We start from the raw sequence: 22,750 nt of genomic DNA, 5'->3' as shown, positions 1-22,750 counted from the left end.
GAGTTTGAAGGGACAACCATGACGTTCAAGGCGCCGGACAGCCTCGCCGAGCAAATTGCTCACCACCTCGCCGAACGCATCATTCGTGGCGAAATGAAGCCCGGGGAGCGCATCCAGGAACAGAAGGTCACGCAGGCCCTCAATGTCAGCCGCGGCTCGGTCCGTGAAGCCTTGCTGATCCTCGAGCGCCGCCACCTGATCGCGATCCTGCCGCGACGCGGCGCACATGTGACCGAACTCACCGCGCACAAGGTGCGGAGCCTGTGCGCGCTGATGGGCGAGATGTACATCCTGCTCGCCAATGCCGTGGCCACGGGGTGGAAAGTCCAGGCCGACCTGGCGCCGTTCGTGCAGATCCAGCAGCGCCTGACCGCAAGCTACGAGCGGCAGGACATTCACACCTTCGTCGACGACAGTTTCAATGTGATGCGCGCCACGTACGGGTTTGCCAACAACCCGTACTTGCAGGAAACCGTCGAGAATCTGCAGCCGGCCATGAGCCGTGCGTATTTCCTCGCCCTGGAGCAGCGCAAGGCCTCGATGAGCGAGTATCTGGAACTGTTCGAACGCTTGCTGGCGGCCGTGATCGCCCGTGACGATGCGCTGATCCGGACCGTGCTGACGGCGTATTGCCAGCGCAGTTGCGATCTGGTGATCTCTGCCCTGACGGACGCTTAAGCGTGCGGCTCAAGTGCATCAAGCTGGCGGGGTTCAAATCCTTCGTCGATCCGACCACGGTGAACTTCCCCAGTAACATGGCGGCGGTGGTCGGGCCCAATGGTTGCGGCAAATCGAACATCATCGACGCCGTACGCTGGGTGATGGGCGAGAGCTCGGCCAAGAACCTGCGTGGCGAATCGATGACCGACGTCATCTTCAACGGTTCGACCAGCCGTAAACCGGTGAGCCAGGCCAGCATCGAACTGGTGTTCGATAACTCCGACGGCACCTTGCTCGGCGAGTACGCTGCCTATGCGGAAATCTCCATTCGCCGCAAAGTCACCCGCGACAGCCAGACCACCTATTACCTCAACGGCACCAAGTGCCGCCGCCGCGATATCACCGATATCTTTCTCGGTACCGGCCTGGGCCCGCGCAGCTACTCGATCATCGAGCAGGGGATGATCTCCAAACTGATCGAGTCCAAGCCCGAAGACCTGCGCAACTTTATTGAAGAAGCGGCGGGCATCTCCAAGTACAAGGAGCGCCGGCGCGAGACCGAAAACCGCATTCGGCGCACCCACGAAAACCTGGAGCGCCTCACGGACTTGCGCGAAGAGCTCGCGCGTCAGCTCGAGCGCCTGCACCGCCAGGCCGAGGCGGCCAAGAAGTATCAGGAATACAAGGGCGAGGAGCGTCAGCTCAAGGCGCAATTGTCTGCTTTGCGCTGGCAGGCGTTGAACGAACAGGTCGGTCAGCGCGAAGCGATCATCGGCACCCAGGAAGTCACGTTCGAAGCGCTGGTTGCCGAGCAGCGCAACGCCGACGCGAGCATCGAACGCTTGCGTGACGGGCACCATGACCTGTCCGAGCGCTTCAATCTGGTGCAGGGGCGTTTCTATTCGGTCGGCGGCGACATCGCACGGGTCGAGCAGAGCATCCAGCACGGCCAGCAACGTTTGCGTCAGTTGCAGGACGATTTGAAAGAAGCCGAGCGCGCGCGTCTGGAAACCGAATCGCATCTGGGCCACGACCGCACGTTGCTGCTGACCCTCGGCGAAGAGCTGGACATGCTCACGCCGGAGCAGGAAGTCACCAGCGCTGCCGCTGAAGAGGCCGCCGCCGCGCTGGAAGAATCCGAAACCACCATGCACGGTTGGCAGGAACAGTGGGATACGTTCAACCTGACCGCCGCCGAACCGCGTCGCCAATCTGAAGTCCAGCAATCGCGCATCCAGCAGCTGGAAACCAGCATGGAACGCCTGGCGGATCGTCAGAAGCGTCTCGGCGAAGAGCGCGCGTTGCTCTCGGCGGACCCGGAAGACCTGGCGATCATGGAACTCAGCGAGCAACTCGCCGCGAGTGAAGCGACGCTGGAAGACTTGCAGGCCAGTGAAGAGGCCCAGGTCGAGCGCCTTGAGCAACTGCGTCAGGAATTGCAGCAAGCGCTGTCGGCCCAGCAACAGGCGCAGGGCGATTTGCAGCGCCTCAACGGCCGTCTCGCCTCGCTTGAAGCCTTGCAGCAAGCCGCGCTCGATCCGGGCACCGGCACTGCTGAATGGCTGCGCGAACAACATTTGGCTGATCGCCCGCGACTGGCCGAAGGCCTCAAGGTTGAAGCCGGTTGGGAGCTGGCGGTGGAAACCGTGCTCGGTGCCGATCTGCAAGCCGTGCTGGTGGACGATTTCGGTGATTTCGATCTGGCCGGTTTTGCCCAGGGCGATTTGCGTTTGCTCAGCCCCGCCAGTGATGGCGTACGCGTGCCCGGCAGCCTGCTCGACAAGGTCGAGGCGCAGATCGATCTGTCGCCCTGGCTGGGGCAGGTCAAACCGGTTGAAAGCCTCGAACAGGCCTTGGCCCTGCGTGGTCAGTTGAGCGCCGGCCAGAGCCTGATCAGTCGCGACGGTTATTGGGTCGGGCGCCACTTTCTGCGTGTGCGCCGGGCCAGCGAAGCGGAAAGCGGCGTGCTCGCCCGTGGTCAGGAAATCCAGCACCTGACTGTTGAGCGTGAAGAGCGTGAAGCCACAGTCGAAACTCTGGAAACCCAACTGCAAAATCTGCGGGCGCAACAGCGTCAGCAGGAAAACGGCCGCGAGCATTTGCGCCGTCTGCTGCAAGACGAAGCGCGTCAGCAAGGCGAATTGAAAGCTCAGTTGTCCGCGGGCAAGGCCAAGGTCGAGCAACTGACCTTGCGCCGTACCCGGCTCGATGAAGAACTCACCGAGCTGGCCGAACAGCGCGCTCTGGAGCACGAATACATCGGCGAAGCGCGCCTGCAGTTGCAGGAGGCCCTCGATGCCATGGCGCTGGACACCGAGCAGCGCGAATTGCTGTTGGCCCAGCGTGACAGCCTGCGCGAGCGGCTGGACCGCGTGCGCCAGGAGGCCCGTCAGCACAAGGATCACGCGCATCAATTGGAGGTGCGTCTGGGATCGCTCAAGGCGCAACACGACTCGACGCGTCAGGCGCTGGAACGGCTGGAGATGCAGTCCGAGCGCCTGACTGAAAAACGCGAACAGCTGAGCCTCAATCTGGAGGAGGGCGAGGCGCCGCTGGAAGAGCTGCGCCTCAAGCTCGAAGAGTTGCTCGACAAGCGCATGACCGTCGACGAAGAACTCAAGACCGCACAAATTGCCCTTGAAGACGCCGACCGTGAGCTGCGTGACGCCGAGAAGCGCCGCAACCAGGCCGAGCAGCAATCGCAGTTGATTCGTGGCCAGATGGAAACGCAGCGCATGGAATGGCAAGCCCTGACCGTGCGCCGCAAGACCCTGGAAGATCAATTGCTGGAAGACGGCTACGACCTGCACGGCGTGCTCGCCACGCTGACGACCGAAGCCAGCGAAAAGGACGCCGAAGAGGAGCTCGAGCGCATTGCCGCGCGCATTCAGCGCCTCGGCGCGATCAACCTCGCGGCCATCGACGAATATCAGCAACAATCAGAGCGTAAACGTTATCTGGATGCGCAGAACGACGATCTGGTCGAAGCGCTGGATACCCTGGAGAACGTGATTCGCAAGATCGACAAGGAAACCCGCAACCGCTTCAAAGATACCTTTGATCAGATCAATGGCGGTTTACAGGCGCTTTTCCCAAAAGTTTTCGGTGGAGGACGCGCGTATTTGGAACTGACGGGCGAAGATCTACTCGATACAGGGGTGACGATCATGGCGCAGCCGCCCGGAAAGAAGAACAGCACCATCCATTTGCTCTCCGGCGGCGAAAAAGCCCTGACCGCACTGGCCCTGGTTTTTGCGATCTTCAAATTGAATCCGGCGCCGTTCTGCATGCTTGATGAAGTGGATGCGCCACTGGATGACGCTAACGTTGGACGCTACGCACGGCTGGTGAAAGAGATGTCGCAGACGGTGCAGTTCATCTACATCACCCACAACAAGATCGCCATGGAAATGGCCGATCAATTGATGGGGGTGACGATGCACGAACCCGGATGCTCGCGTCTGGTGGCAGTGGATGTCGAGGAGGCGATGGCGATGGTGGATGCCTGAACCAGCGCTTGAAGGGCGAGTATTTTTAGTCTGTAGGGCTTTTCTGATCGCTTCTACTAGCTGGCCAATCGACATATTCGCGCAAGCCATTGTGACAGACGGTGTAAAGTTGCCTTGGGTCGTGCTAGTTTAATGTCAATTTTTCGTATACGTGGGCAAAACGCCTGTCAGAACATAGAGTTGGCGCCACGTTTTAAAGCGGTTTGCGAGTTGTAAACCCCTTATTTTTCAGCATTTTTTATAGAGGCACGGGATTACATGGAAATCGGTCTGCGCGAGTGGCTGATCGTCATCGGCATTATTGTCATTGCCGGTATTCTTTTCGATGGCTGGCGTCGCATGCGCGGCGGCAAGGGAAAACTGAAATTCCGTCTGGACCGGAGCCTGTCCAATTTGCCGGACGAGGACACCAGCGCCGAGCTGTTGGGCCCGCCCCGCGTCCTGGATACGCACAAGGAACCGCAACTGGACGAGCACGACCTGCCGTCGGTGAGCATGCCTGCCCGTGAACCGCGGGAATCGGGTTCCAAGCGCGGCAAGCGTGGCCATGGCGAACCGTCGCAAGGCGACATGAACCTCAGCCTGGATCTGGATGGCGGCCCGAGCTTCAGCAGCCGTGACGACGATTTCCCGGATGACACCAAGGCCTCGCCGTCAGTCAGTGACAAGGAACAACCGCAAGCCGAAGAAGTGCTGGTCATCAGCGTGATCTGCCGCGACGCTGCCGGCTTCAAGGGCCCGGCGCTGTTGCAGAACATTCTGGAAAGCGGCCTGCGCTTCGGCGAGATGGACATTTTCCACCGCCACGAAAGCATGGCCGGCAATGGCGAGGTCCTGTTCTCGATGGCCAATGCGGTCAAGCCGGGCATCTTCGATCTGGACGACATCGACCACTTCAGCACCCCGGCCGTGAGTTTCTTCCTCGGTCTGCCAGGCCCGCGTCATCCGAAGCAGGCCTTCGACGTGATGGTGGCTGCGGCGCGCAAACTGTCCCAGGAACTGAACGGCGAACTGAAAGACGACCAGCGCAGCGTCCTGACCGCACAGACGATCGAGCATTACCGTCAGCGCATCGTTGAATTCGAACGTCGCGCCCTGACCCAGAAACGCTAAGGTCAAAAGATCGCAGCCTCGTTTCACTCGACAGCTCCTACGGAAAATCGCAATACCTGTAGGAGCTGTCGAGTGAAACGAGGCTGCGGTCTCCTGATCTTGATGAAATGAGATTGAGCAGCCTCGGCTGCTCTTTTGCTTTATGAGAGAACACCCATGACCGCCGCCAAAACCCGCATTCTAGAGCTGCGCGCTGAGCTGGATCAGCACAACTATCGCTACCACGTGATGGACGAGCCGAGCATTCCGGACGTCGAATACGACCGGTTGTTCCATGAGCTGAAGGCCCTTGAAGCGGCCAACCCCGACCTCGTCACCAGCGACTCGCCGACCCAGCGCGTCGGCAGCGCGGCGCTGTCGGCGTTCACTCAGGTGCGCCACGAAGTGCCGATGCTCAGCCTCGGCAACGCCTTCGAAGAAACCGACATGCGCGAGTTCGATCGTCGGGTGACCGAAGGCCTCGATCTGCCGGCTGGCGACCTGTTCGGCGGCGGTGCGGTGGAATACAGCTGCGAACCGAAACTCGATGGCCTGGCGGTCAGCCTGCTTTATCAGGACGGTGTGCTGGTGCGTGGCGCCACCCGCGGTGACGGCACCACCGGCGAAGACATCAGCGTCAATGTGCGCACCGTGCGCAACATCCCGCTCAAACTGCAAGGCAGCGGCTGGCCGGCGACCCTCGAAGTGCGCGGCGAAGTGTTCATGTCCAAAGCGGGTTTCGAACGGCTCAACGCAACGCAACTGGAAGTCGGCGGCAAGACCTTCGCCAACCCGCGCAACGCGGCGGCGGGCAGTTTGCGCCAGCTGGATTCGAAGATCACTGCCAACCGCCCGCTGGAGTTCTGTTGCTATGGCATCGGCCAGGTTTCGGCGGACATTGCCGACACGCACATCGGCAATCTGAAACAGCTTCAGGCGTGGGGCTTGCCCATCAGTCGTGAGTTGAAACTGGCGCACGGTATCGATGAGTGCCTGGATTACTACCGCGACATCGGTGAACGCCGCAACGGGCTGGCCTATGAAATCGACGGCGTGGTGTTCAAGGTCAACAGCATCGCCTCCCAGCGTGAGCTGGGTTTCCGCGCTCGCGAGCCGCGCTGGGCGATTGCCCACAAATTTCCGGCCATGGAAGAGCTCACCGAGTTGCTCGACGTCGAGTTCCAGGTCGGTCGTACTGGTGCGGTAACGCCCGTGGCGCGCTTGAAACCGGTCAAGGTGGCGGGCGTCACCGTGGCCAACGCGACGCTGCACAACATGGACGAAGTCGCGCGTCTGGGCCTGATGATCGGCGACACCGTGATCATCCGCCGTGCGGGCGATGTGATTCCGCAAGTGGTGCAAGTGGTCGTGGAGCGCCGTCCGGATGATGCGCGTCCGGTGCAGATTCCGCAGGAGTGCCCGGTGTGTGGTTCCCATGTCGAACGCACGCAGCTGGTCAAACGCAGCAAGGGGCGCGAGACCGTCAGTGAAGGCGCGGTGTATCGCTGCGTCGGGCGACTGGCCTGCGGTGCGCAGCTCAAGCAGGCAATCATTCACTTTGTTTCGCGTCGTGCGATGGACATTGAAGGGCTTGGCGATAAAAGCGTCGAGCAACTGGTCGATGAAGGCCTGGTGAGTTCTCCGGCCGATCTGTATGCCTTGAAGTTTGACGACATTGTCGATCTGGAAGGGTTTGCGGAGCTGTCGAGCAAGAAGCTGCTAAGCGCTATCGAAGACAGCAAGAAACCCAGCCTTGCGCGGTTTATCTACGCCCTCGGTATTCCCGATGTCGGTGAAGAGACGGCCAAGGTTCTGGCGCGCTCTCTCGGCTCGCTGGAGCGGGTTCAGCAAGCATTGCCGCACGTGCTCACGTACTTGCCGGATGTCGGCCTGGAAGTGGCTCACGAGATCCACAGCTTCTTTGAAGATGCGCATAACCAGCAGGTTATTGCGAAGTTGCTTAAGCATGGCCTGCAGATTCAGGATCAGGGCGAGCTGGGGGCCGAATTTGCCGCCAGCACGACGCTGGGCGGCTTCCTCGACAAGCTGAACATTCCGTCGGTCGGACCGGGCGGGGCGCAGAAACTGGCGGACAGATTCGGTTCGCTGGAAGGCGTGTTCGGCGCTGACTGGCTGGACATGCGTCAGACGCTGCCGGAGAAACAGGCCAATTCGGTCCGCGAGTTTTTTGCGGTTGCGGACAATCGGCAGATCGCTGAAGCCGCCGAAAAGCAGTTGCGTGATTTTGGCATGCACTGGCAGAGCGAGAAGAAAGTCGTCGAAGGACTGCCGCTGGCCGGGCAGACCTGGGTGCTGACCGGTTCGCTGGAATTGATGAGCCGTGACGTCGCCAAGGACAAACTCGAAAGCCTCGGCGCCAAGGTGGCCGGCTCGGTATCGGCCAAGACCCATTGCGTGGTGGCGGGGCCCGGGGCCGGCTCCAAGTTGGCCAAGGCCAATGAGCTGGGGTTGAAGGTGCTCGATGAAGAAGCGTTTGTCGATTTCCTGAAAACACACGGCATCCCGGTCTGACACAAAACCTGTGGCGAGGGGATTTATCCCCGTTCGGCGACGCAGTCGTCGCAAGACCGGTGCCCGCAATTTGTCTGTGATAATGCAATTGCCGGATTTGGGGCTGCTGCGCAGCCCAACGGGGATAAATCCCCTCGCCACAAAAGGAATGCACACCAGTGTGTTTATCGTGGGAACGATCTTCGCGCGGCAATGATCTAGTCTTGGCAAGCCCCAGGGAGAGATCGCCATGCACCGCTTCTTCGAACAGCTCAGCTCGCGCATTGCCGCCCCCTTCATCGGCGAGCGTTCGCGCAACAGCAAGGTCTGGCATTGCCGCTGTGGGCAGTCGCTGTTCTTTCGCAACAGCCAGTGCCTGGCCTGTTCGGCGGCGTTGGGCTATCAGCCTGAACACAGTCGCTTGTCGTCGCTGCAACCCGGCTTTCACGCGGACACCTGGATTCTCGATGCCGATCCAGACGCCGGTGTGTTCCGCCGCTGCGCCAATCTCGATTCCCCTGCCGCGTGCAACTGGCTGTTGCCCGCCAACGACCACGATGCGTTGTGTATCGCCTGTAGCCTGAATCGCACCATTCCTGATTTATCGATTCCTGAAAATCACGACCGCTGGCGCAAAGTCGAAACCGCCAAGCGTCGGCTGGTCGCGCAGTTGGTCAGCCTGGGGTTGCAGGTCATCCCCAAAACCGTGGACGAAGAGACCGGACTGGCCTTCGATTTCATGGGGGTCGATCTCGAAGGCAAACCGCCGACCACCGGTCATGCCAACGGCCTGATCACCCTTGATATCAAGGAAGCCGACGACGCCCACCGCGAGCAGGTCCGGGTGCAAATGCACGAACCCTATCGCACGCTGCTCGGGCACTTTCGTCATGAAGTCGGGCACTATTACTGGGATCGGCTGATCGCCAGCGGCCAGTGGCTGGAACCGTTTCGCAACCTGTTTGGTGATGAGCGCGCGAGTTACGCCGATGCCCTTGATCGCCATTACCAGCAAGGCGCGCCGCTCGACTGGCAGCAACAGTTCGTCAGCGCCTACGCCACCATGCATCCATGGGAAGACTGGGCAGAAACCTGGGCGCATTACCTGCACATGATGGACGCGGTGGATACGGCCCTGGGTTTCGGCATGAGCGCGCGGGACATGGATTTCGACTACCAGTCGTTCCCGCTCGACACGCTCTACGATCCGCAACATCCTGGCGGCGCGGCGTTCCTGTCCTTCGTCAATGCCTGGATCGAACTGGCCGGCATGCTCAACGAACTGTCGCGCAGCATGGGCCAGCCGGATTTCTATCCATTCGTCCTGCCGCCGGCGGTGATCGCCAAGTTGCACTTCATTCACCTGGTGATCCAGCAGGAAGGTGGCAGGGCGGATGAGGTGTTGGCGCAATAGGATTTTCAGGCGTACCGCATGTCCTTGAAGCCGTTCATATTTTTAATCCACTCGAACGGTTGTAACTTCGTCTCAGACAGGTACAATGGCGCGGCTCGCCGTCAGGTGAGCGTCGTTATGGTGACCCCATCGGTCCCCCCGCAACGATTACCCGTGAACCTGGTCAGATCCGGAAGGAAGCAGCCACAGCGGGAACATTGTGTGCCGGGGTGTGGCTGGTGGGGTTGCCTCCATAACGCCTCGCGAGCCTTCTCTCGCGTTATCCATCAAAAAAACCGTCTTGTCGCTCTGCCATGGATTTCATCCAGGGCGGATTTTCGTCGTTTGCGTTTTTGAAAAGCGGACGCAAAAAAAGGAGGCCGACCTGTCGAATCACGACAAGTCGGCCTCCTTTTTTCATTTCTGCCACTAAGGCTTGGACAAGGCCTGGTCAACCGCTGCAATCAGCTTTCCCAGATCCTTCGGGGTGGCCTTGTGTATGACTGCGAACAGGTACGCCCGCTGTTCGTCTTCGTCGCCCATATCTGCGAAAAAGGCTTTCAGCTTCACGTCCAGCACGTCGGCAAGCAGGAACAGAGCTTCCACGCTGGGAGTGTAGGTGCCGGTTTCGAAGCGGCTGATGGTTTTGGGGTCAAAACCGGTTTTTTCGCCGAGTTCAGCCTGAGTAAGCCCCGCGACCTTGCGGTAACGCCGGATGGCTGGACCCAAACTTGAAATTTGCATCGCTCAATTCCCATTTAGAATCAAGAACTTAACGATAGATTTTTGCATTAGACAACTGCATGATCCATCACCTTGCTTTGCAAAATGTGATGCATTTCGTAGAATCGCCGATCCAAAGGGGTATTCGGTGATCTGTTTTCGGAAGTTCGGCTGATATGGATGAGCCCGCATTGCGCTCCTGCGAGCGGTATGCGGAGCCCTGATGCGATCCTGAGGCCTTGCAAAATGTTACCGAAATCGTTGTTCCTGCCCTTTATCAGGGTCTTTGAGCCTAGTTGATCTTCGGCTGCCAATGGGCCATCAATCGCTGTAAATGGAGTGATCACGTGGCTCTGCGCAGGACGATTCAAAACATCTCTTCCGGGCATTGTGCGCTGGTCGAGCGGTACCACCGCTAGCGACAGTGAGCCTGACTCATGGATGAGAAATACCGCAGGGCCGTGGATGCCGCCGCCATTTTTTCCGAGACGGACCTGACCGGCCGGATTACCTACGTCAACGATCAGTTTTGCGCCGTATCCGGCTATAGCCGCGACGAACTGCTCGGGCAGAACCATCGCCTGCTCAACTCCGGTCTGCACTCCGCTGATTTTTTTGCCGGGATGTGGCGCACCATCGCGTTGGGCAATGTCTGGAAGGGCGAGATCTGCAATCGCGCCAAGGATGGCCGTCTGTATTGGGTTGAAAGCACGCTGGTGCCGGTGCTGGATGACGCCACCGGGCGGATTCACCGTTACCTGGCGATTCGCTTCGACATCAGCGAAAAACGCCAACTGTTGCATTCCTTGCAATGGCGAGTCGGCCATGACGTGCTGACCGGTCTGCCCAACCGCGCGTTTCTCTCGGATCTGCTGGATCAGGCGCTGGCCTTCTCCCGCGAGGAAAACATTCCGCTGGCGGTGTGCATGCTCGACCTCGACGGCTTCAAGGCGGTCAACGACGGCTACGGGCACGCCAGTGGCGATTTGCTGCTGGTGGAGGTGGCCAAGCGTCTGCGCGACATCGTTCGCGGCGAGGATGTAGTGGCGCGGCTCGCCGGTGACGAGTTCGTGCTGGTGTTGCGTTATGTGCGTGATGTGCCGGAGCTGCGTGCGGCGCTGAACCGCGTGCTGGGGGCGATTTCCGCACCGTACGCGCTGCAGGGCAAGGTCTTGAATGTCTATGCCAGCATCGGCGTCACCCTGTTTCCCCACGACAATGAAGATGCCGAAACCTTGCTGCGTCATGCCGATCAGGCCATGTACGTGGCCAAGCAGAGCGGGCGCAATCGCTTCCATTTGTTCGATGTGTTCCGGGATCAAGAGGTCAAGGCCACTCACCAGACCGTCGAACGGGTACGCCAGGCGCTGGCCGCCGGTGAGCTGCGCCTGTATTTCCAGCCGAAGGTCAATATGCGTCATGGTGTTGTCGTTGGCTTCGAGGCGCTGTTGCGCTGGGAACACCCGCAAAACGGTACGGTGCCGGCCCGGGAGTTTCTGCCGCTGGTGGAGGAAACGGACCTGATCATCGATATTGGTGAATGGGTGATGGATCAGGTGTTGCTGCAGCTGGATCACTGGCAGCAAGCGGGGCAGAGCTGGCCGATCAGCGTCCACATTGCCGCCCGGCATTTTCAGCGGGCCGATTTCGTCGATCGCCTCAGCCAGGTGCTCGCCCGGCATGCCCGGGTCGCGCCGCAGATGCTCGACCTGGAAATCGTCGAGTCGGTGGCCATCGAAAACATCCAGCATGTCAGCGCTTGTTTGCAGGCCTGTCAGGCCCTCGGGGTGCAGTTTTCATTGGGTGACTTTGGCACCGGGTATTCATCGCTGAGCTACCTCAAGCGCTTGCGCACCCAGACCATCAAGATCGACAAGTCGTTCATCCGCGACATTCTGCATGATCACGATGACCAGGCCCTGACCACGGCGGTCATTGGCCTGGCCCGGGCGTTTGGCCGGCAGGTGATCGCCGAGGGGCTGGAAAGCATTGAGCATGGTGAGCGGCTGTTGCAACTGGGGTGCGAGGTTGCCCAGGGCTATTTCATCGCCCGGCCGATGCCGGCAGCGGAGGTGCCGGAGTGGGTCGAAGGGTTTGTTGCGCCGCAGCAATGGCGGGGGGCTTGATCAAATCTCCCGACTTCGTTTGTCAGGCATGTGGGAGCGAGCGGTTTCAGGGTTTACCAACATAAAGCCGGATGATGTCATCGATTTCCCCGGACATTTTCATCCTCAGCAGGGTGCGCAGGATTCGCTGCACCGGCACTTTCGGATCGTTGCGCACGTAGCAACCGACACTTTGCTCCTGTAGCACCGCCACGCCTTGCAGTTGCCGCTCAGGCAGCAAGCGTTGATTGAACCAGTCCAGCGTCCACTGGTTACTCACGGCATAGCGATAGCGTCCGGCCAGAAGCTTTTCCAGCACTTGTTCCTGGTTGCGCGCGTCTTCGCGAAGCAGGTGGCTGGCGTCGAACAGCGGTTGCAGGGTCGGGTAGCTGTAACCGAGCACCGTACCGATGGTTTGTCGCGGCAAGTTTGCCGGAGTCACCGCGATCTCCGGTTGTCGCCGGCTGATCAGCACGTCGGGCTGGGTCCAGAGTGGAATGCTCCAGAGGTAGTCCCCTGACTGATTCGGCAGCCACGATTGCGCGGCATAGCAGCGGACATCGACCTCGCCGTGTTCCATTGCGCCTTGCACCCGCGCTCGGGGCAGTACGTGAAATTCGGCCGGAACGCCGACCTGGGTGGCGAGGCTGACCATCACGTCATGCAGGATGCCCTGGGTCGGCTGGCCGCGCTCCAGTTGCACCATCGGCATCGCCCAACTATCAGGCACCACGAAGCGCAACGGCGTTTCGGCAGCCGCGCCGTTCAGACTCATCAACAGCAGTGCCCCCAAGGCCAGCCGCATAAACGCTCCGGTACTGATGAAACCCGAGCCGATAAAAGCCCCAAAGTGCATCTTAGCCAGATTAGACGAGCGCGCCGGATGCAATTTTGGCCTTGCTCCGCTAGCATTAGCCGCTTGTGTTCCTTCGTGGCGACGGTTTTCGATGAGTTATCAGGTTCTTGCACGTAAATGGCGTCCGCGCTCGTTCCGCGAAATGGTCGGCCAGACCCATGTGCTCAAGGCTCTGATCAATGCCTTGGACAGCCAGCGGCTGCACCACGCCTACCTGTTTACCGGGACGCGCGGGGTCGGCAAGACCACCATCGCGCGGATCATCGCCAAATGCCTGAACTGTGAAACAGGTATCACTTCGACGCCCTGTGGCGAGTGCTCGGTGTGCCGTGAGATCGATGAAGGTCGCTTCGTCGACCTGATCGAGATCGACGCCGCGAGCCGGACCAAGGTCGAGGACACCCGTGAGCTGCTCGATAACGTGCAGTACGCCCCTAGCCGCGGGCGCTTCAAGGTCTACCTGATCGACGAAGTGCACATGCTTTCCAGCCATTCCTTCAATGCGCTGCTGAAAACCCTTGAAGAGCCGCCGCCCTACGTCAAATTCATTCTGGCGACGACTGACCCGCAGAAACTTCCTGCAACCATTCTTTCGCGGTGTCTGCAGTTCTCCCTGAAAAACATGACCCCGGAACGTGTGGTCGAGCATTTGACCCACGTGCTGGGCGTCGAGAACGTGCCGTTCGAAGACGACGCGCTGTGGCTGCTGGGCCGCGCCGCCGATGGCTCGATGCGCGACGCCATGAGCCTCACCGATCAGGCGATCGCCTTCGGTGAAGGCAAAGTCATGGCCGCCGACGTGCGGGCAATGCTCGGCACGCTTGATCACGGCCAGGTGTATGACGTTTTGCATGCGCTGATCGAAGGCGACGCCAAGGCGTTGCTCGAAGCCGTGCGTCATCTGGCCGAACAAGGCCCCGACTGGAATGGCGTGCTCTCGGAAATTCTTAACGTATTGCACCGTGTCGCCATCGCCCAGGCCTTGCCTGAAGGCGTCGACAACGGCCACGGCGACCGCGACCGAGTGTTGGCGCTGGCCCAGGCCTTGCCGGCCGAAGACGTGCAGTTCTACTACCAGATGGGCCTGATCGGCCGCCGCGACTTGCCGCTGGCGCCGGATCCGCGTGGTGGGTTTGAAATGGTCCTGCTGCGAATGCTGGCGTTCCGGCCCGCAGACACCGAAGACGCACCGAGGCAACCGCTAAAGCCAGTGGGGATCAGCCAGGCCACAGTTGATTCCGCAAACTCAGTGGCTGCCGCGCCGGTTGTTGCGGCGGTAGTCGCTGCGGCAGTTGCACCCGTCGCTGCGGCAGTTGCTCCAGCTCCCGCGCCGGCGCCTGAGCCGGTCGCGCCCGTTGTCGTGCCTGACCCGGTTATCGTGCCCGAGCCCGTCGCGGTTGAAGCCGTCGTCGATCTGCCATGGAACGACCCGGTGGAGCCCGAAGTCGTTCAGCAGCCAGCCGTCGAGCCGGTGCTGGAAACAGCCGGCGAACAACCCGAATTGGCCCCGATGCCGTTGCCGACGCCTGACAGCGTTGTGCCGGACGCACCGGAGTGGGCCGCTGCGCCTATCCCCGAGCCGTCCGTGGCCGACGTCGACGCCGCTACCCCGGGCATCGACTCCGACGACGAGCCGCCGCTGGACGAGGATTACATCGAGCCGGACATGGATTCGGCTTACAGCTACCTCGATGAACTGGCGAGTGAACATACTGCCGAACCAGCACCGGAGCCCGAGCCTGAGCCAGCCGCCATGCCTGCTACCGGCCTGGCCCTGCAATGGCTGGAGCTGTTCCCGAAACTGCCGATTTCCGGTATGACCGGCAGCATCGCCGCCAACTGCACGCTGATCTCCGTGGAGGGCGACCATTGGCTGATGCACCTGGATCCGGCCCACAGCGCCTTGTTCAACGCGACGCAGCAGCGTCGTCTCAACGATGCGTTGAACCAGTTTCACGGGCGCACGCTGACCCTGAGCATGGAGCTGATCAAGCCCGAGCAGGAAACCCCGGCCCAGGCTGCGTCCCGGCGCCGCGCCAACCGCCAGCGCGAGGCCGAGGAGTCGATTCACGGTGATCCGTTCATCCAGCAAATGATGCAGCAGTTCGGTGCGGTGGTCCGTAACGATACTATTGAACCTGTCGAAGCCCTGGCCAGTCAGGGCTAATAACTGAAGGCGTCCGGCCGCAAGGGCCGGGGCGCTGTTTTTATCCAAGTACTTTTGAGGTGATTCCCATGATGAAAGGTGGCATGGCCGGCCTGATGAAGCAGGCGCAGCAGATGCAGGAAAAAATGGCCAAGATGCAGGAAGAACTGGCCAACGCCGAAGTCACCGGTAAAGCCGGTGGCGATATGGTCACTGTGGTGATGACCGGTCGTCACGACGTCAAGCGCGTGACCATCGATCCAAGCCTGGTCGAAGGCCTGAGCGAAGATGACAAGGAAATGCTGGAGGCCGTGTTCGCCGCCGCTGTCAACGACGCCGTGCGCAAGATCGAAGCCAACAGCCAGGACAAAATGTCCGGTATGACCGCTGGCATGCAATTGCCACCGGGCATGAAACTGCCATTCTGATTCGCCAGGGCGCGTAGGATGAGCTAAAAAATGCCAGGCATTGCGCCTGGCATTTTTGTTTCTGCCTGATTTTGTAAATCCCTGTGGCGAGGGAGCTTGCTCCTCGCGGACCGGTCCGCGCTCGGGCGCAGCAGTCCCTTTTTTGAGGTCGCTTCGCGACTTGGCGGGAGCAAGCTCCCTCGCCACAATGAAAAGCAGAAACATCGAACGCGACACCGCCACAAAGGTCTGCTCCCCTATACCGCCGAATTCATCGATCAAAGGAGACGCTCACATGCCTGAAGCATTGACCCTCAACCAACGTATCGTTCTGGCCTCGCGCCCGGTGGGTGCACCGACGCCAGAGAATTTCCGCCTGGAAAGGGAAGCGCTGCCGGACCTGGCCGACGGTCAGGTATTGCTCAAGACCCTGTTTCTGTCACTGGACCCCTACATGCGAGGGCGCATGAGTGACGCTCCGTCCTACGCGGCGCCGGTGGAAATCGACGAGGTGATGACCGGCGGGGCTGTCAGCCGGGTCGAGCGTTCGCTGAATCCCAAGTTTCACGAAGGTGATCTGGTCGTCGGCGCTACCGGGTGGCAGAGCCACAGCATCAGCGACGGCCGCAACATCATTCCGGTGCCGTCCGGGCTGCCGAGCCCATCGATGGCGCTGGGTGTGCTCGGCATGCCGGGCATGACCGCGTACATGGGGTTGATGGACATCGGCCAGCCCAAATCCGGCGAAACCCTCGTGGTCGCTGCGGCGTCCGGTGCCGTGGGTTCGGTGGTCGGCCAGGTGGCGAAGATCAAGGGCCTGCGTGTGGTCGGTGTGGCGGGTGGCGCGGACAAGTGCCGTTATGTGGTGGATGAGTTGGGCTTCGATGCCTGCATCGATCACAAGAGCCCCGACTTCGCCAATGACCTGGCGCTGGCGTGTCCCCAGGGCGTCGACATCTATTACGAGAACGTCGGTGGCAAGGTATTCGACGCGGTGGTGCCGTTGCTCAACCCCAAGGCTCGCATTCCGCTCTGTGGTTTGATCGCGTCGTACAACGCCCACGAAGCCCCGACCGGCCCGGATCGCCTGCCGCAATTGCAGCGCACGTTGTTGACCAAGCGTGTGCGCATCCAGGGGTTCATCGTCTTTGATGACTACGGTGATCGCCAGCCGGAGTTTGTCAGCGCCATGGCGCCGTGGGTGCGCGACGGCAAGGTAAAATTCCGTGAAGACGTGGTCGATGGTCTTGAGAACGCACCCGAGGCGTTCATCGGTCTGCTGGAAGGACGCAACTTCGGCAAACTGGTGGTGCGGGTCGCGCAGGACTGAATAATTGACGCTCATACGAGGCGCGGGTATAAACCGCGTCTCGTTGTTTTGTCGGACGTTTCCCCATGAGCTTCAGCCCTTTGATTCGCCAACTGATCGATGCCCTGCGAATTTTGCCAGGTGTCGGTCAGAAAACTGCCCAGCGCATGGCATTGCAACTGCTCGAACGTGATCGCAGCGGTGGCTCGCGCCTGGCGTCGGCGTTGAGCCAGGCCATGGAAGGCGTGGGGCACTGCCGTTTGTGCCGCACGCTGACCGAAGACGACCTGTGCCCGCAATGCGCCGATACCCGTCGCGACGACACCTTGCTGTGCGTGGTGGAAGGTCCGATGGACGTCTACGCGGTGGAGCAGACCGGTTTCCGGGGGCGCTACTTCGTCCTCAAGGGCCATCTGTCACCGCTTGACGGGCTCGGGCCGGAAGCCATCGGGATTCCGCAGTTGCTGGCACGGATAGAAGAGGCGGGCACGTTTACCGAAGTCATCCTGGCGACCAACCCGACGGTCGAAGGTGAAGCCACGGCGCACTACATCGCCCAGTTGCTCAACAATAAAGGCCTGATCGCCTCGCGCATTGCCCACGGCGTGCCGTTGGGTGGCGAACTGGAGCTGGTGGATGGCGGGACGTTGGCGCATTCGTTTGCCGGGCGTAAGCCGATAGCGCTGTAACCACATCAAAGTCAAAAGATCGCAGCCTTCGGCAGCGCCTGCAGAATTTTGTGTGCACCCTGTAGGCGCTGCCGAGGGCTGCGATCTTTTTCATGCTCCACCCATCTCCCTATTGAAAACCAAGCAAGCGCTCGGTTAACTTCGCTGGACCCCTCAGTGGAGTTCGCCGATGCCTGCCTTTCAGGAATACTTCGACCCCAGCCACCAATTGGTCCGTGACAGCGTCAGACGTTTCGTCGAGCGTGAAATTCTTCCGGACATCGACCAGTGGGAAGAGGCCGAGAGCTTTCCCCGCGAGCTTTACCTCAAGGCCGGTGCGGCAGGGATTCTGGGGATCGGTTACCCCGAAGCCCTGGGGGGCAGCCACGAAGGTGATCTGTTCGCCAAAATCGCCGCCAGCGAAGAGTTGATGCGCTGCGGCTCCGGTGGATTGGTCGCCGGGTTAGGCTCGCTGGACATCGGCTTGCCGCCGATCCTCAAATGGGCCAGGCCCGAGGTCCGGGATCGCGTCGTGCCGCCCGTGCTGGCCGGCGAAAAGATCAGCGCACTGGCTGTCACCGAGCCCAGCGGCGGCTCCGATGTGGCCAACCTGCAAACCCGCGCCGTGCGTGACGGTGACTGCTATCGGGTCAGCGGCAGCAAAACCTTTATCACCAGTGGCGTGCGCGCGGATTACTACACCGTCGCGGTGCGCACCGGCGAACCGGGTTTCGGCGGTATCAGCCTGCTGTTGATCGAGAAGGGCACACCGGGTTTTACCGTCGGCCGCCAATTGAAGAAAATGGGCTGGTGGGCGTCTGACACGGCCGAGCTGTTCTTCGACGATTGCCGCGTACCTGCAGGCAATCTGATCGGCGCCGAAAACATGGGCTTCGCCTGCATCATGGGCAACTTCCAGAGTGAACGCCTGGCTTTGGCGCTGATGGCCAACATGACCGCGCAGCTGGCGCTGGAGGAAAGCCTGAAGTGGGCGCGTCAGCGCGAAGCGTTCGGCAAACCCATCGGCAAATTTCAGGTACTCAAGCATCGCCTTGCGGAAATGGCGACGGCGCTGGAAGTGTCACGGGAATTCACCTACCGGCAGGCGGCGAAAATGGCTGCCGGGCAGAGCGTGATCAGGGAAATTTCCATGGCCAAGAATTTTGCGACGGACACGGCGGATCGGATTACCACGGATGCGGTGCAAATTCTCGGTGGCCTGGGCTATATGCGCGAGAGTCTGGTGGAGCGGCTGTACCGCGATAATCGGATTCTTTCGATTGGCGGCGGGACGCGGGAAGTGATGAACGAGATCATCAGCAAGCAGATGGGGTTGTAGTTGGCGGTGTGGCGGCTGGCCCCATCGCGGGCTTGCCCGCGATGGGCATCCTTCCAGACTCGGCTTACTGATCGCTCAACGCAAACTGCGTCAGGCAGAAAGCAGGAATCCCCATGTCTTCCAGTCGCTGCGACCCACCCAGCTCCGGCAAATCAATGATCGCCGCCGCTTCATGCACCCGCGCACCCATACGCCGAATCAGGTTGGCCGCCGCAATCAGCGTGCCGCCGGTGGCGATCAAATCATCGAACATCACCACCGAATCGCCTTCGCAAAGACTGTCGGCGTGCACTTCAAGGAAGGCTTCGCCGTACTCGGTCGCATAGCCCTCGGCCAGCACGTCGGCCGGCAGTTTGCCTTGTTTGCGGAACAGCACCAGCGGCTTGTTCAACTGATAGGCCAGCACCGAACCGATCAGGAAACCACGGGCATCCATGGCACCGATGTGGGTGAAGTCAGCCTCGACGTAACGGTGGGCAAAGCTGTCCATCACCAGGCGCAGGGCCGTGGGCGACTGGAACAGCGGGGTAATGTCGCGAAAGATGACACCCGGTTTCGGGAAGTCGATCACAGGGCGGATCAGGGATTTTATGTCGAAGGAGTCGAAGACCATCGTCGAGTTGTCCTGGCAGGCTGCAAACGTCGCAGTATACCGGCGGCTGAACCGTTTCGCTTAGCCGCCATCGTCGCAATCAACCTTCGATCGAGCCACCGGCCAGGGCGCAGAGCTGGATCGGGTCAAGGATATGGATTTCCTTGCCTTCGGCGGCGATCAGTTCGTTTTGCTGGAAGCGCGTGAACACCCGTGACACGGTTTCCACCGCCAGGCCCAGGTAGTTCCCGATTTCGTTGCGCGACATGCTCAGGCGGAACTGATTGGCCGAGAATCCGCGAGCGCGGAAGCGTGCCGACAGGTTCACCAGGAACGTGGCAATGCGCTCGTCGGCGGTTTTTTTCGACAGCAGTAACATCATTTGTTGATCGTCGCGGATTTCGCGGCTCATCACGCGCATCAGCTGACGGCGCAACTGCGGCAGTTGCAGCGCCAGTTCGTCGAGGCGTTCGAACGGAATTTCACAGACCGAGGTGGTTTCCAGTGCTTGCGCCGAGACCGGATGTTTTTCCGTGTCCATGCCCGACAGCCCGACCAGTTCGCTCGGCAAATGGAAGCCGGTGAGCTGTTCTTCACCGCCATCGCTGAGGCCGAACGTTTTCAGGGCGCCAGAGCGTACTGCATACACGGAATCGAAAACGTCGCCCTGACGGAACAGGAATTCGCCCTTTTTCAACGGGCGGCCACGTTTAACGATCTCGTCCAGCGCATCCATGTCTTCCAGATTCAGAGAAAGTGGCAGGCAGAGGGGAGCCAGGCTGCAATCCTTGCAATGGGCCTGGTTATGAGCACGCAGCTTTACTGGCTCGGACATTTTCTTAAATCCTTGTGGGAAAACACACATAAGACGTAAGGGTAACTCACGGGAAGACAATCAGGCCAGCGCTGTGCCGTTTTGTCACAGCGCGGTGAGGGGCGATGAAGCGTTAGATCACTCGCGAAAACCGTTGGCGGTTCTGTTCCTCCAGGTAAGCATCGAACACCATGCACACCGAACGCACCAGCAATCGTCCGGCGGGCAGTACGTTGATGCGGTCATTGTTCAATTCGATCAGCCCGTCTGCGGCCATGCCTTGCAACTGTGGCCACAGCTTGCCGAAGTAACCGCGAAAGTCGATGTTGAAGGCCTGCTCGATCTCGGCGAATTCCACGTTGAAACGGCAAATCAACTGTTGGATCACCGCCCGCCGGACACGGTCGTCGGCGTTGCACAGCAGGCCGCGGTTGGTCGCCAGTTGCGTGGAGGCCAAGGCGTTCTGGTACTGGTTGAGGTCGTTGCTGTTCTGGCAGTACAGGTCGCCGATCTGACTGATGGCCGAGACGCCCAGCCCGATCAAATCGCAATGACCGTGGGTGGTGTAGCCCTGGAAATTGCGTTGCAGGGTCGATTCTTCCTGGGCAATCGCCAGCTCATCGTCGGGCAGGGCGAAGTGGTCCATGCCGATATAGCGATAGCCGGCGGCGGTCAGTTGTTCGATGGTGCGCTGTAGCATCTCCAGTTTCTGCGCCGGCGTCGGTAGCTCGTCACTGTTGATTCGCCGTTGCGGCATGAAGCGCTCCGGCAAGTGCGCATAGTTGAACACCGACAACCGGTCCGGTTGCAGGTTGATCACTTCTTCGACGGTGCGGGCGAAATTGTCGGGTGTCTGTCTGGGCAGGCCATAGATCAGGTCAATGTTGATCGAGCGGAATTGCAGGGTCCGTGCGGCATCGATCACCGCCCGTGTTTCTTCCAGGCTTTGCAGGCGATTCACCGCTCGTTGCACGGCCGGGTCGAGATCCTGCAAACCGATGCTGACGCGATTGAAACCCAGTTCACGGAGCAGGCCCATGGTCGACCAGTCGGCTTCGCGCGGGTCAATCTCGATGCCGTAGTCGCCGGTATCGTCGTCCAGCAAACTGAAGCTTTTGCGCAACTGGGCCATCAGCTGGCGCAATTCGTCATGGCTGAGAAAGGTCGGCGTGCCGCCGCCGAAGTGCAGTTGTTCGACCTTTTGCGCCGGGTCGAGGTGGCAGGCGATCAGCTGGATTTCCTGCTCCAGGCGTTGCAGGTAGGGCAGGGCTCGGCCGCGATCCTTGGTGATGACTTTGTTGCAGGCGCAGTAGTAACAAATGTTCGCGCAGAACGGCACGTGCACATACAGCGACAACGGGCGCAGGGCCTTGCGGCTTTCCCGCAACGCATGGAGCAGGTCGAAGGAGCCGATATGACCATCGAACTGCGCGGCGGTCGGGTAGGAGGTGTAGCGCGGTCCCGCCAGGTCATAGCGGCGGATCAGATCGGTATCCCAACGAATGGCGTCGAGCATCATGCGGGCATTCCCCCGGATAGGCTGGCAGTGTCGGCAAGTCTATGGGAGGCGGCGCTGGGGCATCTTGATTTGCATCAACGGCGATGGGGGGCGGTGGTTGGTTTTTGTGGCGAGGGAGCTTGCTCCCGCTGGAATGCGCAGCAGTCCCTTTCTTTGGGGCCGCTTCGCGCCCCAGCGGGAGCAAGCTCCCTCGCCACGGTTCAGTGCCCCATGAGCCAATGTTGATGCGGCCCAGGCAAGGTCCAGATGCCGAACAGCATGACCAGCAGTCCTCCGGTCATGCGCACGCTGCGTTTGCGCAACAGCGCCGTAACGCGCTCGGCCGCCAGCCCCGTCGCGAGCAACACCGGCCAGGTGCCAAGGCCGAACGCGAGCATCAGCAATGCACTGTCCAGCGCATTACCCTGGCTCGCTGACCACAGCAACGTGCTGTAAACCAGCCCGCAGGGCAGCCAGCCCCAGAGCGCGCCGAGCAACAAGGCGCGGGGCACGCTCGACACCGGCAGTAGTTTGTTCGCGACAGGCTGGATATGCCGCCACAGACCGCGCCCGAGGCTTTCGATGCGGGTCAGTCCGCTCCACCAGCCGGCAAGATAAAGCCCCATCGCAATCAGCAGCAATCCGGCGAGGATGCGCATGAACATCGCTGCCGGGCTGTTCGCCACCGCCCAACCCGCCAGGCCGATCAGCAGGCCGGCAGTGGCGTAGCTGAGAATTCGCCCGAGGTTGTAGGCCAGCAGCAATCGAAAGCGTCGGCTGCGTTGTTCCTTGGGAATCGCCAGGGTCAATGCGCCCATCAAGCCGCCGCACATACCCAGGCAATGGCCGCCGCCGAGCAGGCCGAGGATCACCGCAGACACCAGCAGTGGCGCCAACTCAAACATGCGGGGGCGCCTTGTCGTCCGGTTTGACCGGGTGGCCGCTGGCCTCATCGACCGCCGCGGTGTGATTCGGGTCCTGGTCGTCGAACAGGATGCTGTGGGCGGGGCCGTCGAGGTCATCGTACTGACCGCTGTCGACCGCCCAGAAGAAGATGTAGACCGCGATGGCCACGATCAGCAGCGCGGCCGGGATCATCACGTAGAGAGCTGGCATGGGAAGGCTCCA

General features: G+C 60.7%; 18 protein-coding genes and 1 other RNA gene. 12 read left to right on the top strand and 7 right to left on the bottom strand.

Features of this window, described 5'->3' with window-relative positions:
- Positions 1-18: 18 nt before the first annotated feature.
- The 6 genes from ACM6I5_RS22175 (at position 19) to ffs (ending at position 9,410) form a co-directional block, all read left to right on the top strand.
- Complete coding sequence (locus ACM6I5_RS22175) at positions 19-678, top strand: GntR family transcriptional regulator (protein ID WP_031318616.1); 660 nt, start codon at positions 19-21, stop codon at positions 676-678.
- Positions 679-680: 2 nt separating this feature from the next.
- Complete coding sequence (gene smc, locus ACM6I5_RS22170) at positions 681-4,169, top strand: chromosome segregation protein SMC (protein WP_414884714.1); 3,489 nt, start codon at positions 681-683, stop codon at positions 4,167-4,169.
- A 258-nt stretch (positions 4,170-4,427) separates the two neighbouring features.
- Positions 4,428-5,282, top strand: coding sequence for a cell division protein ZipA (zipA, locus tag ACM6I5_RS22165; RefSeq protein WP_017337515.1), 855 nt, complete (start codon positions 4,428-4,430; stop codon positions 5,280-5,282).
- A gap of 156 nt (positions 5,283-5,438) precedes the next feature.
- Positions 5,439-7,793, top strand: coding sequence for an NAD-dependent DNA ligase LigA (ligA, locus tag ACM6I5_RS22160; protein ID WP_414884713.1), 2,355 nt, complete (start codon positions 5,439-5,441; stop codon positions 7,791-7,793).
- 229 nt (positions 7,794-8,022) lie between these two features.
- Positions 8,023-9,186 (top strand): putative zinc-binding metallopeptidase, encoded by a 1,164-nt coding sequence (locus tag ACM6I5_RS22155; RefSeq protein ID WP_414884712.1) that lies wholly within the window; start codon positions 8,023-8,025, stop codon positions 9,184-9,186.
- 127 nt (positions 9,187-9,313) lie between these two features.
- An RNA gene (ffs, locus tag ACM6I5_RS22150) (signal recognition particle sRNA small type) lies at positions 9,314-9,410 on the top strand.
- Positions 9,411-9,594: 184 nt separating this feature from the next.
- On the opposite strand, the gene ACM6I5_RS22145 is transcribed toward ffs, so the two are convergent.
- Positions 9,595-9,909, bottom strand: a complete 315-nt coding sequence (locus tag ACM6I5_RS22145; RefSeq protein ID WP_017337518.1) for a helix-turn-helix domain-containing protein — start codon at positions 9,907-9,909, stop codon at positions 9,595-9,597.
- A gap of 416 nt (positions 9,910-10,325) precedes the next feature.
- Here ACM6I5_RS22145 and ACM6I5_RS22140 point away from each other — a divergent pair, with 416 nt between their 5' ends.
- Complete coding sequence (locus ACM6I5_RS22140) at positions 10,326-12,014, top strand: putative bifunctional diguanylate cyclase/phosphodiesterase (protein WP_414884711.1); 1,689 nt, start codon at positions 10,326-10,328, stop codon at positions 12,012-12,014.
- A 46-nt stretch (positions 12,015-12,060) separates the two neighbouring features.
- On the opposite strand, the gene ACM6I5_RS22135 is transcribed toward ACM6I5_RS22140, so the two are convergent.
- The gene (locus ACM6I5_RS22135; protein WP_414878638.1) at positions 12,061-12,798 is read right to left on the bottom strand and encodes a substrate-binding periplasmic protein; all 738 of its coding nucleotides are present in this window, start codon (positions 12,796-12,798) and stop codon (positions 12,061-12,063) included.
- Positions 12,799-12,940: 142 nt separating this feature from the next.
- Between ACM6I5_RS22135 and dnaX the strand changes: the two genes are divergently transcribed.
- The 5 genes from dnaX to ACM6I5_RS22110 all read left to right on the top strand — a co-directional run bounded on the left by dnaX (position 12,941) and on the right by ACM6I5_RS22110 (position 18,718).
- Entirely contained in the window at positions 12,941-15,016 is a 2,076-nt protein-coding gene (gene dnaX, locus ACM6I5_RS22130) for a DNA polymerase III subunit gamma/tau (protein WP_414884710.1), read from the top strand.
- A gap of 68 nt (positions 15,017-15,084) precedes the next feature.
- On the top strand, positions 15,085-15,423 hold the full coding sequence (locus tag ACM6I5_RS22125) for a YbaB/EbfC family nucleoid-associated protein (protein ID WP_008028561.1): 339 nt from the start codon (positions 15,085-15,087) through the stop codon (positions 15,421-15,423).
- 274 nt (positions 15,424-15,697) lie between these two features.
- Positions 15,698-16,732: an NADP-dependent oxidoreductase gene (locus ACM6I5_RS22120; RefSeq protein ID WP_017337522.1), complete on the top strand. Its 1,035-nt coding sequence runs from the start codon at positions 15,698-15,700 to the stop codon at positions 16,730-16,732.
- A gap of 65 nt (positions 16,733-16,797) precedes the next feature.
- Positions 16,798-17,400 carry a recombination mediator RecR gene (gene recR / locus ACM6I5_RS22115; RefSeq protein WP_017337523.1) on the top strand — a complete coding sequence of 201 codons (603 nt, stop codon included), beginning with the start codon at positions 16,798-16,800 and terminating at the stop codon, positions 17,398-17,400.
- 169 nt (positions 17,401-17,569) lie between these two features.
- Positions 17,570-18,718 (top strand): acyl-CoA dehydrogenase family protein, encoded by a 1,149-nt coding sequence (locus ACM6I5_RS22110; RefSeq protein WP_414884709.1) that lies wholly within the window; start codon positions 17,570-17,572, stop codon positions 18,716-18,718.
- A gap of 64 nt (positions 18,719-18,782) precedes the next feature.
- Here the strand turns inward: ACM6I5_RS22110 and ACM6I5_RS22105 are convergent, their stop codons facing one another.
- From ACM6I5_RS22105 to ccoS, 5 genes are all read right to left on the bottom strand, one after another.
- Complete coding sequence (locus ACM6I5_RS22105; RefSeq protein ID WP_414878641.1) at positions 18,783-19,331, bottom strand: adenine phosphoribosyltransferase; 549 nt, start codon at positions 19,329-19,331, stop codon at positions 18,783-18,785.
- Positions 19,332-19,410: 79 nt separating this feature from the next.
- Entirely contained in the window at positions 19,411-20,145 is a 735-nt protein-coding gene (gene fnr, locus ACM6I5_RS22100) for a fumarate/nitrate reduction transcriptional regulator Fnr (protein ID WP_017337526.1), read from the bottom strand.
- Between the two features lie 112 nt (positions 20,146-20,257).
- Positions 20,258-21,640: an oxygen-independent coproporphyrinogen III oxidase gene (gene hemN, locus ACM6I5_RS22095; RefSeq protein ID WP_414884724.1), complete on the bottom strand. Its 1,383-nt coding sequence runs from the start codon at positions 21,638-21,640 to the stop codon at positions 20,258-20,260.
- Between the two features lie 203 nt (positions 21,641-21,843).
- On the bottom strand, positions 21,844-22,527 hold the full coding sequence (locus ACM6I5_RS22090; protein WP_017337528.1) for a sulfite exporter TauE/SafE family protein: 684 nt from the start codon (positions 22,525-22,527) through the stop codon (positions 21,844-21,846).
- Positions 22,520-22,738, bottom strand: coding sequence for a cbb3-type cytochrome oxidase assembly protein CcoS (gene ccoS / locus ACM6I5_RS22085; protein WP_017337529.1), 219 nt, complete (start codon positions 22,736-22,738; stop codon positions 22,520-22,522). Before ccoS ends, ACM6I5_RS22090 begins: the two co-directional genes overlap by 8 nt.
- Between the last annotated feature and the right edge of the window lie 12 nt (positions 22,739-22,750).

Origin of the sequence: Pseudomonas sp. IT-P171, assembly GCF_949767765.1 — a bacterium.
In the GTDB taxonomy this organism is placed as follows: Bacteria; Pseudomonadota; Gammaproteobacteria; order Pseudomonadales; family Pseudomonadaceae; genus Aquipseudomonas; species Aquipseudomonas fluorescens_B.
Note: the sequence above shows the minus strand (reverse complement) of the source record. Positions and strands in the feature narration are given on the sequence as shown.